Consider the following 13,265-nt stretch of genomic DNA (forward strand, 5'->3'; position numbering starts at 1 on the left):
ATAGATATTGTATGATCAATAAAACTGTAGCCGATGCAAAAGTGGCCGTAGCAGATGTATTTTCTGATTCGGTGTTGATGTTGGGAGGTTTCGGACTTTCAGGAATTCCCGAGAACTGCATCCAAGCACTGCTGGAAAAAGACCTCAGTGGCTTAACATGCATCTCCAATAATGCAGGAGTTGATGATTTTGGCATAGGCCTGATGCTCAAAAAGAAAATGGTCAAGAAAATGATCTCTTCTTATGTAGGTGAGAATGCTGAGTTTGAAAGACAGTTGCTTAGCGGTGAACTTGAAGTAGAATTAATCCCTCAAGGCACCTTGGCAGAGCGAGTGAGAGCGGGAGGAGCTGGAATTCCGGCCTTTTTCACGCCTGCAGGAGTAGGAACAGAAGTAGCAGATGGTAAAGAAATCAGGGAGTTTGAAGGGAAATTATACCTACTGGAAAGATGGCTGAAAGCTGATTTTGCTTTTGTCAAAGCCTGGAAAGGAGATACTGCAGGTAACCTTATTTTTAAAGGCACCGCAAGAAACTTTAATCCAATGATGGCGGCTGCTGGTAGAATCACTATAGCCGAAGTGGAGGAGTTGGTCCCTGCAGGAGAGCTGGACCCCAATGCCATACATACACCGGGAATATATGTGCAGCGCATTTTCCAGGGAAAAGATTATGAAAAGCGGATTGAGCAAAGGACGGTGTCGAAGAGATAACTTACGGTGATATATACTTCGTGAAATAAATAGAAATATGCCTTCGGCGATATAAATTTCTAGATCAGGTCGGATTAGTGGAATTAAACATTTTCTAAAGGAATAAGGATATTAAATATAAATAGATATATGCTGCGCGATATTAAAAGATATATGCTTCGCGATATAAATTTCTAGATCAGGTTGGATTAGAAGGTATATACCTTGATTACTTAATCATATTTCAATTGTATTTCTAAAGTATTTCAACCTTATTTCTATTGTATATCCATTATTTATCAAAATTACTTCCATCTTATACCTATTTTATTTCTACCATATTTCTATTGTATCTCTGCTTTATATCATCAAATTTTAACTAAAAAATAGACCCAAAAAACTTATAGATATGTTAAACAAAGATCAAATCGCCCAAAGAATTGCCAAAGAGGTACAAAATGGGCAATATATCAACTTAGGCATTGGCATTCCCACATTGGTGGCAAATTATATTCCTGATAATCTTGAAGTGGTATTGCAGTCAGAAAACGGTCTTTTAGGAATAGGTCCCTTCCCTACAGAGGATAAAATAGATCCTGACCTTATCAATGCAGGTAAGCAAACCATTACCATGGCCAAAGGTTCTGTTTTGTTCAACTCTGCAGAATCATTTGCCATGATTAGAGGTGGGCATGTTCACCTGACTATTCTTGGAGCGATGGAAGTTTCTGAAACAGGAGATATTGCCAACTGGAAAATTCCAGGCAAAATGGTTAAAGGTATGGGTGGTGCCATGGATTTGGTGGCATCTGCCGAAAATATTATCGTTGCCATGCAGCATTGTAGCAGAGATGGGAAATCTAAGCTTTTGCAAAAATGCTCTCTTCCTATCACCGGCATCAGATGTGTCAAGAAAATAGTGACTGATATTGCTGTTTTGGATATATTACCAGAAGGCGGTTTTAAACTGATTGAACGCGCTCCAGGAGTAAGTGTGGAAGAAATCAAGGAAAAAACAGCAGGCAAATTGGTTGTTGAGGGTGAAATCCCAGAAATGAAATTCGATTGAGGTTTAAAATCTAAACAATGTTAACCGCTATTGGTATTCCATATACTTCGCGGTTCTCTCTTTGACTTCCTTCCCAAAGATTTTCTGAACAATATGTAAAGAAAGGTCAATTCCCGCAGCCACTCCGGCAGCGGTCATTATTTGCCCTAAATCCACAAAGCGGCTGTCCCTGGCTGCTTTGCCATTATGAGTCAACTGTAACACATCTTCATAAACAGATTGGTGGGTGGCAAACTCCTTCCCATCCAAATACCCCAGTTTGGCCAAAATTCTCGCACCGCTACACACCGACATAGTGACTTGGGAATTAGAAGAAAGTTTTTTTATCCAATCCAGCACTATTTGATCCTCAATCATGGCTTTACTCCCATCCCCTCCCGGAATAATAAGGATATCTGCGTGCTGAACCAACTCCAAACTATGGTCAGGAATGACCCTAAGACCGTTTTTGGCACGTATTACCCCTCCGGTTTTGCTGACAGTTACGACATCCAAAAGTGTGTATCCCGACAATTCAGCGGTAACAGAAAAAACCTCAAATGGACCTGCAAAGTCTAATACTTCCACTTCTTCAAATAATAAAATAACAACAGTATGCTTCTTTTTTGTCATGGTTTTTGTAAATATTTATAGAAAGTTAACTCAAATCTCAAAATTACAAATTGATAGGAGAGTAAATTATATGTGGTAACACTTTGAGATTGGAGATTAACAAATAGAATATTTTGCCAGATGTCAATTATATGGTACCCGATGAAAATGTAATGGGCATTTTGAAATTGACTCCAATATGATGTTAAACTTAAATCAATCAACTGAAGGAAAGTTGGCTAATCATAAAAAATAGTATTTCCGACTATAGGAGGCTGGGTTGAATTGATAAATAGAAGTATTTTGAAATTGAATTTTTATAAATAAATGGAATTTGACGATAACCTCATATATGCTTTTGTCCTGACTACAATGGCTGGCCTTTCCACAGGGATCGGAGGTTTGGCTGCTTTCAGCAGGCATGCCAGTAAAAGCCGCTACTTGGCATTTGGACTTGGATTAGCGGCTGGTGCAATGATATACATATCATTTGTTGAATTGATCTACGGTGCTTTGGATACCTTCAAAGAACAGTATGAAGATGAATCAGAAGCCTATCTCAGGGTTACCTTATATTTCATAGGTGGATTGATTATTATCGGATTATTGGGTTTGCTGATGAGTTGGCTAGCCGGAAAATTCAATATTTCAAAAGAAAACCTGGCTGAAATAGGCTCAGAAAAGATTGATTCCCAAAAAGCAAAAGGGCTTTACAGGACAGGAATAGTTACTGCTATAGCTTTAGCTGTACACAACCTTCCTGAAGGTTTAGTCACTTTTCTGACTACGATTCAGGATGTCAATCTCGGAATCGGAATAGCCATCGCGATAGCCATCCACAATATTCCTGAGGGGCTAGCCGTTGCCTTACCGATTTACCATGCCACCAAAAGTAAAAAGAAAGCACTTTTAGTCACATTGGGAGCAGGTTTATCGGAACCAATAGGCGCGGGTATTGCATATTTTTTATTTTTTGAAAATGTAGATCCCGATGTTTTTGATGTAGTCAATGTATTTGTTGCCAGCATCATGGTCTATGTAGCTTTCTTTGAACTTATCCCTCAAGCGCAGAAAACCGGCCATAAATCCCATAGCAAGTGGGGATTGATAGCCGGTTTTGGAATTATGGGATTGAGTATTGCTTTGTTGGCTTGACCGTACTTTTATGAATGGTCTGCAACCCACTTATAAGCATTCACAAATGCCTCTACCCAAGGGGTAATCTCCTCGTTTTTCTTCTCTTCTGGATAGTATGGCCAGTTCCATGGTTTTAAGGATCTTTCGATATGTGGCATTATAGCCAAGTGTCTTCCATCTTCAGAAGCAATACCGGCTACAGCATAATCTGACCCGTTTGGATTTCCGGGATAACCTTGATAACTGTAGGTCATTCCTATATGATAAGCCTCTTTTTCCAAAGGCAGCTTAAACTTACCTTCTCCATGTGCCACCCAAACACCAAGTCTTTGACCTGCAAGACTTCCAAACATCACCGTATCATTTTCAGGAATGTCCACATTTACAAATGCCGATTCAAACTTATGGCTTTCATTGTGCAACATTTTTGGTTTTATATCGTGCTGAGGCGTAATCAAACCAAGTTCAACCATCAACTGGCAGCCATTACAAACACCCAAACTCAGCGTATCTTTACGTGCATAAAAATTATCCAAGGCCTCCTTGGCTTTCTCATTATACAAAAATGCTCCAGCCCAGCCTTTGGCAGAACCCAAAACATCTGAATTGGAAAAACCACCCACAAAAACAATCATCTGTATATCTTCCAAGTTTTCTCTTCCGGCAATCAAATCTGTCATATGGACATCTTTCACATCAAAGCCAGCCAACCAAAGGGCATAAGCCATCTCTCTGTCTCCATTGACTCCCTTTTCACGAATAATCGCAGCTTTCTTTCCACTGACTTCTTTTCGGTAAGGATTTAAAACAAAAGTGTCTAGGTTTCCCTGCCAATTTTCTGAGAAATTATAGTGGAGTTTTTGATTCTTATAATTGGTAAACCTTTGAAGGGCTAGTTTTTCTCCACTTTGCTTTTTATCCAGTAAATAAGAGGATTTGAACCAAGTATCCCTTAACTCCGCAACATCCAGAGTCAATCCAGCTTGGTCAATAACGACTTTACCATCTAGGGTTACCTCAGCAATGGAAGCGTATTCAATGCCATAATTTGCCAAAACCGCCCTCGTCCGCTCCGGATTCTGTACCTGTATCAATACCCCCGGATTCTCTGCAAACAAGGATTTGACCAAGTCACTTTCTTTTAGTCTGTCCAATTTTACTTTAAGCCCAACCTCTGAACTCGGAAAGCACATCTCCAATAAAGCAGTAATCATACCCCCAGATGAAATATCATGTCCTGCAAGAATTTCACCCTTTTCAATAAGTCTCTGGACTACCATAAATGCCTGACTGAAATAGTGCGCATCCTTCACATCCGGAATTTCATTCCCTACTTTGTTTTGGGATTGTGCAAAACTGGAGCCTCCAAGTTTCAGACTGTCTTTGGAGAAATCAATGTAATACACTTTAGAACCTTCGACAGGCTTAAGATCCGGCGAAACAACAGAAATGGGTGAGGAACACTCTCCAACTGTGGAAATTATGACTGTACCGGGAGAATATACCGTTTTACCTCCTGGGTATTTCTGCGTCATGGAAAGGGAATCTTTTCCTGTAGGAATATTGACTCCCAAAGCAATGGCAAAGTCAGAAACCGCTTCCACAGCACGATAAAGTCTGTCATTTTCACCCTCATTCTTAGCAGGCCACATCCAATTCGCACTTAAGGATATTCCTGCCAAACCATCTGTGATCGGAGCCCAGATCAAGTTTGTAAGAGACTCAGCTATTGCCAGTCTCGAACCGGCCTCTGGGTTAGCCAAAGCTGCTACTGGGGCATGACCTATAGAAGTAGATATTCCCTTCTCTCCTGTAAAATCTAATGCCATAACGGCAACATCATTCAAGGGCAATTGGATTTCTCCCGTTGTCTGCTGTTTGGCCACACGGCCTGTTACAGACCTATCTACTTTATTGGTCAACCAGTCTTTACAGGCTACAGCCTCGAGTTGAAGAACCTCTTCTATATAGGACTTGATTTGATGCGGAGAATACTCCAGCTCACTAAAAGTCGCTTTGGAAGTACTGTCTTCCAAAATGGTTTTGGGGCTGCTGCCAAACATATATGTAAGATTCCAGTCCACTGGTTTCTCACCTGTTTTTACATTTTCAAATTTAAAATGCATATCACCACTGGTCTCTCCAACAACATAGAAAGGAGCCCTTTCCCTTTCGGAAATTTTCTGCAACATTTCCACATCTTTTCCGGACACAACCAAGCCCATTCTTTCCTGGGATTCGTTTCCTATGATTTCCTTGGCTGAAAGGGTTGGATCACCCACAGGGAGTTTATCCAGGTGAATGGTTCCACCAGTACTTTCCACCAATTCAGAAAGACAGTTTAAGTGTCCTCCAGCACCATGATCGTGAATAGAGATAATCGGATTTTCCTTGCTTTCTGCCATTGCACGAATGACATTGGCAACACGCTTTTGCATCTCAGGATTAGATCTTTGAACAGCATTCAACTCAATAGTATTGCTGAATTCCCCTGTATTTACAGAAGAAACAGCACTTCCTCCCATTCCTATTCGGTAATTGTCACCGCCCATGACAATGATTTTATCTCCCTTACCTGGCTCATTCTTTTTGGCATATTCCTTTCGGGTATAACCAACCCCACCGGCAAGCATGATAACTTTATCAAAACCATGTGCTTTACCGTCCTCCTCATGTTCAAATGTCAGTAATGAACCACAAATCAGGGGCTGACCAAATTTATTCCCAAAATCACTGGCTCCGTTGGAAGCTTTGATAAGGATATCCATTGGGGTCTGGTAAAGCCATTTTCTTTCTTCAAGATTTTTTTCCCAGCTTCTCCCCTTTTCCGATCTGGGGTAGGAAGTCATGTAAACAGCCGTGCCTGCCAAGGGAATAGAAGCTGTACCACCTGCAAGCCTGTCTCTGATTTCTCCACCTGAACCGGTTGCTGCACCGTTGAAAGGCTCCACGGTAGTCGGGAAATTATGGGTTTCCGCTTTGAGGGAAATAACAGTATCAATATCCTCTGTTTCAAAAAAATCTGCCTTGTCTTGGGTTTTGGGTGCGAACTGCTGTGCTTTTGGTCCCTCTACAAAAGCTACATTATCTTTATATGCTGAAACAATCTTATTCGGATGTTTTTTTGATGTTTCCTTAATCAATTGGAAAAGGGTCATTTCCTTTTCTTTCCCATCAATCTTGAAAGTCCCATTAAAAATCTTGTGCCTACAATGCTCTGAATTCACCTGACTGAAACCAAAAACTTCAGAATCAGTCAAAGGTCTACCCAACTGCTTACTGACATCCTCCAAATAGCTGACTTCTTCCACACTCAAAGCCAAGCCTTCTTTTTGGTTGTACTCCTTGATATTTTCTACAGGCACCACTGGTTCCGGTGCCAAGTCAATATCAAAAATTTCCTGAGTCAATCCTTCGTAAATATTTTGAAGCATAGGATCTATTTTATCCTTCTTGCTGATCGGATAAAACTCTTCTATTCTTGATATACCCAGAACCCCCATATTGAGTGTGATTTCTACGGCATTTGTGGACCAGGGAGTAATCATTTCCTTTCTTGGTCCTGCAAAAGTACCCTTCATATGCCCGTCTTTCAGAGCTTCCGCTCCTCCAAAGAGCCAGGTAAGTTTGTCTATATCTTGGGTATTTAATGGGTTTTTAGCCTGAACTGCATAAATCAGGTCATTGGGGGATTGGAAAAAGAGGATCATGTGCTGTTTTTTGAAGCCTTTTTGAGAAGCTGCAAAGGTAACTATTTGGGTGAAAAGATTAAAGAAATAGGGCTAAACTGTAAGGATTGAATAAGATTTGTTTTGAATGGTGTGAAGTCGACTAGAACTACTAGCGGCATAGGTGAAAATTTTATCGAAAAACATTGAAACAATCTATTTCTCTGAATGAGCTTCATTCAGTCTTCTCCAGACATATTCAAAATTCTCAAAAACACTTTTGATATGGTGTACAATCAATGAAGGAGATGATTTTTGATCTAACTTTCTTCCCAAAAATTGCTGCATCCTATCTCTATAGGGCAAAATGGTGTCTTCTACCCAATGTGCTGTCTTGTACCTGGGATTGATGTTGATATATCCGGCAGCCAAACCCGTAGGAACCAATAAATGAGACCCGTGGACGCCAATGATCAAATGTGTTTCAGCATAAACGCTGATTCTTTCCTGTTCCTTTTCGGAAAGGATTTGATCCACTCTTAAGTCTTCAATACGCTTGGGATAGGTACCACTATTGCCCAAACCCGAAACATAGAGCTCTATTCCAGGAAATGACTTTTCCAATAATTTGGCACAAGTGACAACCAATTGCTTTTGTCGCCAGAGAAAAATTGGTCTGAATAGTTCAAAAACCTTAAATTTTTTAGAAACCAAAAAAAGAAATTCGAAAAAAGAGGAGTTTAACCAAAATCGGTCTTCCCTTAATACAAAGCCTATTTTTGGCTTCCGGACCAAAAACTCCGGAAGTGGAAACCTGGAGGTTTTAAGGATTTTATCGAAGGGGATTTTAAGGTGATCCAGGTGTACAAAAGCAGGATGAAGGAACACTTCTTCATATTGTTCCAGTAATCCTTTAAGCTGTTGATGTAAACCGGGAATACCTTTGCCAATCTCTGAGACTTCAATCGGTACAGTCCAGATTTCAGCCACTTCATCGGGCACCATCCATGCACACTGACTTGGAATCAATACCACAATTTCATACCCATCTTCAACAAAACATGCATTCCATAATTTGTTAAATACATGCCCAAAACAATCATCCAGACAATTTAAAAGAATTATTTTTTTTGATGATCTCCTTATATCTCTTTGAATGTAAATACTTTCACTTTCAGAGAAGTCCAGACTTCGGATCAAGGCTTGGGCTAGCCATTCATTGCCTTCCACTATTCCGATCAGCTCAGTATTTGCCTTATTTACCACAAGTGGCTTGTCTATGGTATGTCCAGTAGGCAAGGTTTCCCAAAAATCCAAATCGCAATTCTGACAATGACAGTCCTTCAACACATGTATGCCTTGAAAAAATACTTCTGATGAAAAAACCGTCTTTTCCCCACATTGAGGACATAAGGTCTTTTGGATTGGATATGGCTTTAGCGATAATAGTCTCATAGAGATGTTTAGGACTCGAATATCTGATTTTTTTACCAAAGCAAAAATATCCAGTCGAAAAACCCGAAAAGCCTTAAAATCAGGATTAATGAAAAAATTGGGTAGCTGGCATTCCACGGCTTTTTCCTCCACAATTAATAAATTAACTGCATAATTCAGCATATTGGTGGAATTTTTGTATTTTCCATCACTAACTAAAACCTGAAAAAATGAAAACTATATTAGTACCTTACGATTTTTCAAAAGAAGCAGAATATGCCTTCAAATTTGCCCAGGGGCTTGCAAAAAATACAACCAAGAAATTGAAACTTCTCCACGTCGTGGAACTGCCAGGTCCGCAAAGCTTTAGTAGCATGGGTGAGGCCAGTGCTTTTAACAATGATGCCCAACAAATATTTATGGTAGAGCTTGTCGAAAAGCGTAAAAGACAAATGGCAGAGCTTCAAGAGAAGTACAAAAATGAACCTTATACTTTTGAGACCAAATTAGTATTTGGAAATCCTTTCGCAGGCATTTCCAAGGAAATATTGGAGGCCGATGCTGACTTGGTCGTAATGGGTAGTAAGGGTTCTTCTGGACTGGAAGAAGTACTTATAGGAAGCAATACAGAGAAAGTGGTAAGGAATGCTACTTGTCCTGTTTTCACAATTAAAAGTGAGGTTTACCCAGAAGACATCAAAAAGGTAGTTTTCGCAAGTGATTTTGACAGTGTACCGGATAAGGTAATTGATAAATTGAAAAAAGCCTCTATGGTCATAGATGCAGAACTGCACTTGGTCAAGATCAATACCCCTAGCATGTTTGAAAACACCAGAACTTCTAAAGAAAAAATTAAGAAATTTGTGGATAAACATCAATTGAAGGTAGCTTCCATGGATGTTTACAATAGTTCTTCAGAAGAAGAAGGTATCATTGAGTATGCAGATGATATTGATGCAGATATGATAGCTATGGCTACTCATGGTCGAACTGGATTCCTGCACCTTTTGAGTGGTAGTATAGCTGAAGATGTAGTCAATGCAGCAAAAAGACCTGTATGGACAATGAAATCCAAGTAAGGTATGGGGAGAAAAAACAAAAATAACGATTGGAAAAAAAGAGACGGAGTTGTTTTTTCTACCAGTAATGATTTCGATTTTGATACTGGAGATGAAGAATCACCTGCTACTTTACCTCCTCAGCAACAACAGCTGAAAGTAATGTTAGATAAGAAATCACGTGGTGGAAAGCAGGTAACCCTTATAGATGGATTTGTAGGTGAAGATGAAGACCTCAAATCTTTAGGCAAAATGCTAAAAAGCAAATGTGGGGTAGGTGGATCTGCCAAAGACGGTGAAATACTGATCCAAGGAGACCATAGAGATAAGGTATTGGAAATCCTTCATAAAGAAGGTTATAAGGCAAAAAAATCAGGAGGATAAACACGTGCACCAAATCATAATGGTTTGGTGCTTTTTTTAACACCGTATGCGGAATAGACTTTATTATTTTCTGGAACTCGTATTTTTAATTCCCCTTTTTCCATTGTTTTATTTTGAAGGCAAAAAGCTAAGGAGAAAAGTCAGGCGCCTAAAGCCTTATTCTGAGTACCAACAATTAGGTAATTCTGATAAAAGTAAAATTTTAATTATTGGAGAGTCTACTGCGGCCGGAGTTGGGGCTTCTTCTTCTGACAAAACCATCGCATCCGGGGTATTCAAAGAATTGGGGAATTCGACGGCAATCCTGAATATTGGAAAGAACGGACTACTGGCGGCTAGGCTTCATTCTCTTCTGATCCATGGGCTGGACGATGAGAATTGGAAGGCAGAAACCGCAATCATATTGATCGGGGCCAACGATTGCTTCAAATTTACCCCTCCCGGAAAATTTTATAAAAATTTATCAGATTTCAAGACTACCCTTCAAGCTGAAATTGGAACCAAACAAATAATTCTCCCCGCGATTCCACCTGTTAATTTGTTTCCTTCAATCCCACCTGTACTCAGGTTTTTCTTGGGCTGGCACAGGAAAATATTAATGGCTGAAATACAAAAATTAGCAAATACATATGACAGTATCTCTTTAATTGATTTTAAAATGGATTTTCCAAAAACGTTTTTTGCTGACGATGGAATACATCCCTCTGATTCTGGATATGAGATGATGGCAAAAGAAATTTCAGATACCATTCAAAAACCACATAACGAAGTAATAAAAAAATAAAGTGACTCCCGAAGGAGCCACTTAAAGTCTAAAAAATGAACCACAAACTAAACTTATCATTTATAATTCTATGGCAATTAAATAATGTTGGTTTCCCTTTCATATACGAAAGGCGGGTTCCGAATGGATTAACCTATGCATCAAAATATTTATAGAATTTCAAAAGCTACTGATGGTTAACTCCCTTACCATAGCAAAAACATTATCCATTCTGGGGCATCCATTACTTTTGGGAAACATTTATGTCATTGCCATGAGTTTTCACAAAATGCCTGTAAATCAGGCTATATGGGTTAGTTCCCTTTTACTGGTTTTAGTCACTTTACCTATTATTATTCATAATCAGAAAAAAGTAACTTCAGGAACCTACAGCAATTTTGATGTGTCAGATCAAAACCAAAGGAAATCATTTTATCCTTTTGCAATTGTTCTATTTGTACTATTGAACCTGGCATTCTATCTATTGAACCTTCCTCAAGAGGTCATTAATCATACCTTGATATTTTCAGGGTTCCTTATACTCATGGCAGTCGTCAACCTTTATATCAAAGCATCACTGCATGCGGGAATTGCCTTTTACATTTCCTTTTCGCTTTGGGACATACACTGGTCCTTAGGACTTGCCCTTTTCATTCTTGCCATTGGAATAGCATGGTCAAGAAAATATACCCGTAGGCACAGTCTGCCAGAATTGATTATAGGTGGTTTAATAGGGGCATTGTCAGGCTTGTCCGGGCTTTTCCTGATTTTCTAAAAATAGAAAAAGGCGGTTTCACCACTCAAATTAAAAATTGAGACTGTCATCAAACACTGGCAGTATATTCAAAGGCCAAAATTGGAATCCTTTTTGTTTTTAAGTAAATTTTTAATGCATAAAGCCCTGATTTTACAATTATTTTGAAGATTATAAATTATTTAAACTATGAAATACAGTCAAATTAAAGAGACTTGCCTTTATATTTCCGACTTGGATCTTGCCGAAGAGTTTTATCACCATATTCTAGAAATGCCGGTTATTTCCAAAGTGGAAGGCAGACATATATTTTTTAGGTGTGGCACTTCCGTATTACTTTGTTTTTTACCCTCAATCACCAAAAATGAAGATAAACTACCTCCTCATTATGCCCGTGGGAAACAGCACATTGCCTTTGAAGTAGACAAACGGGATTACCTGAAATCAAAATCTGAATTGTTACAAAAAGGCATAACCATCACCCATGAACAGGAATGGGTCAAGGGACAAAAAAGTGCGTATTTCGAAGATCCATTTGGGCATGTATTGGAATTGGTACCCCATGGTATATGGGAGAAATAAAACCTGCATTTCCGATCTTTGCCATAAATCCTTTCAAAAAGACTACCTTTGACAAAGTTTTTGCTTTATGCACAGGCCAGTTGTAGGCCTAAATATTTTCATAAATGGCTTCAGAAGTATATACAACGACTTTTAGCCGACATAATTCGCCCAAATGGCATTCAATAATTTAAATTTAATAGAACCTATCCTCAAGGCGGTTGCCGAAGAAGGATACACTACCCCCACCCCCATTCAGCAAAAAGCCATCCCACTAGTACTTGACGGCAACGACCTTCTTGGTTGTGCCCAAACAGGAACCGGTAAGACCGCTGCTTTTTCAATTCCCATTATCCAACTACTGAGTACGCAGAAACAGAGCAGACCAGGTATCAAGGCACTTATCCTTACACCTACTCGCGAGTTGGCCATTCAGATAAACGAAAGTTTAGCAGCTTATGGGAAGTTCACTAAAATCAGGCATACTGTCATCTTTGGTGGTGTCTCACAGTTACATCAAACCAATTCCTTGAAAAGGGGCATCGATATACTTGTCGCAACTCCAGGAAGACTCTTGGATTTGATCAACCAGAAGTATGTTGACCTTAGACATTTAGAGATTTTTGTGTTGGATGAAGCCGACAGGATGCTCGACATGGGCTTTATCCATGATGTCAAAAAATTAATCAACATCATTCCCAAGAATAGACAAACCTTGTTTTTCTCTGCTACCATGCCGTCAGAAATTCAGAAACTGGCAGATTCTCTTCTTCACAATCCCAAATATGTAGAAGTAACACCACCGGCTTCCACAGTGGACAAGATTACGCAAAGGCTATATCTTACCAATAAAAACGATAAACCTAAATTGCTGGTACATCTTTTGGAAAAAGAAAACATTGGTTCAGCATTGGTTTTTGGAAGAACCAAACATGGTTCTGATAAAATTGTCAAGCTCCTTCTCAGAGAAGGAATCAAAGCAGCTGCCATTCATGGTAACAAAAGCCAGAATGCACGCCAAAATGCCTTGAATGATTTTAAAAAAGGCAAAATCCGCATCTTGGTAGCTACTGATATTGCGGCAAGAGGTATTGACATTGACGAACTGGCTACAGTATTCAACTATGACTTACCCAATATTCCGGAAACTTATGTAC

Annotated in this window: 12 protein-coding genes; 9 read left to right on the forward strand and 3 right to left on the reverse strand. The window is 39.4% G+C overall.

Features of this window, described 5'->3' with window-relative positions:
- Positions 1 to 11: 11 nt before the first annotated feature.
- Positions 12 to 710, forward strand: coding sequence for a CoA transferase subunit A (locus tag EA341_RS11760; RefSeq protein ID WP_293014544.1), 699 nt, complete (start codon positions 12 to 14; stop codon positions 708 to 710).
- A 388-nt stretch (positions 711 to 1,098) separates the two neighbouring features.
- Entirely contained in the window at positions 1,099 to 1,758 is a 660-nt protein-coding gene (locus tag EA341_RS11765; RefSeq protein WP_293014546.1) for a 3-oxoacid CoA-transferase subunit B, read from the forward strand.
- Between the two features lie 27 nt (positions 1,759 to 1,785).
- Here EA341_RS11765 and EA341_RS11770 read toward each other — a convergent pair whose 3' ends face one another.
- On the reverse strand, positions 1,786 to 2,370 hold the full coding sequence (locus tag EA341_RS11770) for a DJ-1/PfpI family protein (protein ID WP_293014548.1): 585 nt from the start codon (positions 2,368 to 2,370) through the stop codon (positions 1,786 to 1,788).
- 306 nt (positions 2,371 to 2,676) lie between these two features.
- Between EA341_RS11770 and zupT the strand changes: the two genes are divergently transcribed.
- On the forward strand, positions 2,677 to 3,504 hold the full coding sequence (gene zupT, locus EA341_RS11775) for a zinc transporter ZupT (RefSeq protein ID WP_293014550.1): 828 nt from the start codon (positions 2,677 to 2,679) through the stop codon (positions 3,502 to 3,504).
- 8 nt (positions 3,505 to 3,512) lie between these two features.
- On the opposite strand, the gene purL is transcribed toward zupT, so the two are convergent.
- On the reverse strand, positions 3,513 to 7,196 hold the full coding sequence (gene purL / locus EA341_RS11780) for a phosphoribosylformylglycinamidine synthase (protein WP_293014552.1): 3,684 nt from the start codon (positions 7,194 to 7,196) through the stop codon (positions 3,513 to 3,515).
- 174 nt (positions 7,197 to 7,370) lie between these two features.
- A complete protein-coding gene (locus EA341_RS11785; RefSeq protein WP_293014554.1) occupies positions 7,371 to 8,609 on the reverse strand; it encodes a hypothetical protein in 1,239 nt (412 codons plus the stop codon).
- 209 nt (positions 8,610 to 8,818) lie between these two features.
- Between EA341_RS11785 and EA341_RS11790 the strand changes: the two genes are divergently transcribed.
- The 6 genes from EA341_RS11790 to EA341_RS11815 all read left to right on the forward strand — a co-directional run.
- Positions 8,819 to 9,667 (forward strand): universal stress protein, encoded by an 849-nt coding sequence (locus EA341_RS11790; RefSeq protein WP_293014556.1) that lies wholly within the window; start codon positions 8,819 to 8,821, stop codon positions 9,665 to 9,667.
- Positions 9,668 to 9,670: 3 nt separating this feature from the next.
- Positions 9,671 to 10,030 carry a translation initiation factor gene (locus EA341_RS11795; protein ID WP_293014558.1) on the forward strand — a complete coding sequence of 120 codons (360 nt, stop codon included), beginning with the start codon at positions 9,671 to 9,673 and terminating at the stop codon, positions 10,028 to 10,030.
- 46 nt (positions 10,031 to 10,076) lie between these two features.
- Positions 10,077 to 10,814, forward strand: coding sequence for an SGNH/GDSL hydrolase family protein (locus EA341_RS11800; protein ID WP_293014560.1), 738 nt, complete (start codon positions 10,077 to 10,079; stop codon positions 10,812 to 10,814).
- 172 nt (positions 10,815 to 10,986) lie between these two features.
- Positions 10,987 to 11,568: a phosphatase PAP2 family protein gene (locus EA341_RS11805; RefSeq protein WP_293014561.1), complete on the forward strand. Its 582-nt coding sequence runs from the start codon at positions 10,987 to 10,989 to the stop codon at positions 11,566 to 11,568.
- Positions 11,569 to 11,736: 168 nt separating this feature from the next.
- Complete coding sequence (locus EA341_RS11810; RefSeq protein ID WP_293014563.1) at positions 11,737 to 12,129, forward strand: VOC family protein; 393 nt, start codon at positions 11,737 to 11,739, stop codon at positions 12,127 to 12,129.
- Between the two features lie 154 nt (positions 12,130 to 12,283).
- Positions 12,284 to 13,265, forward strand: a 982-nt coding sequence (locus tag EA341_RS11815; protein WP_293014565.1) for a DEAD/DEAH box helicase, incomplete at its 3' end; no start/stop codon positions are given.

This window comes from Mongoliibacter sp. (assembly GCF_007692705.1).
Lineage (GTDB): Bacteria > Bacteroidota > Bacteroidia > Cytophagales > Cyclobacteriaceae > Mongoliibacter.

Excerpts from the sequence above, each read along its gene's own strand:
- EA341_RS11760 (WP_293014544.1), top strand. The coding sequence starts at position 12 with ATGATCAATAAAACTGTAGCCGATGCAAAAGTGGCCGTAGCAGATGTA.
- EA341_RS11785 (WP_293014554.1), bottom strand. The coding sequence starts at position 8,609 with ATGAGACTATTATCGCTAAAGCCATATCCAATCCAAAAGACCTTATGT.
- EA341_RS11810 (WP_293014563.1), top strand. The coding sequence starts at position 11,737 with ATGAAATACAGTCAAATTAAAGAGACTTGCCTTTATATTTCCGACTTG.
- EA341_RS11795 (WP_293014558.1), top strand. The coding sequence starts at position 9,671 with ATGGGGAGAAAAAACAAAAATAACGATTGGAAAAAAAGAGACGGAGTT.
- EA341_RS11765 (WP_293014546.1), top strand. The coding sequence starts at position 1,099 with ATGTTAAACAAAGATCAAATCGCCCAAAGAATTGCCAAAGAGGTACAA.
- zupT (WP_293014550.1), top strand. The coding sequence starts at position 2,677 with ATGGAATTTGACGATAACCTCATATATGCTTTTGTCCTGACTACAATG.
- EA341_RS11790 (WP_293014556.1), top strand. The coding sequence starts at position 8,819 with ATGAAAACTATATTAGTACCTTACGATTTTTCAAAAGAAGCAGAATAT.
- EA341_RS11770 (WP_293014548.1), bottom strand. The coding sequence starts at position 2,370 with ATGACAAAAAAGAAGCATACTGTTGTTATTTTATTATTTGAAGAAGTG.
- purL (WP_293014552.1), bottom strand. The coding sequence starts at position 7,196 with ATGATCCTCTTTTTCCAATCCCCCAATGACCTGATTTATGCAGTTCAG.
- EA341_RS11800 (WP_293014560.1), top strand. The coding sequence starts at position 10,077 with ATGCGGAATAGACTTTATTATTTTCTGGAACTCGTATTTTTAATTCCC.
- EA341_RS11805 (WP_293014561.1), top strand. The coding sequence starts at position 10,987 with ATGGTTAACTCCCTTACCATAGCAAAAACATTATCCATTCTGGGGCAT.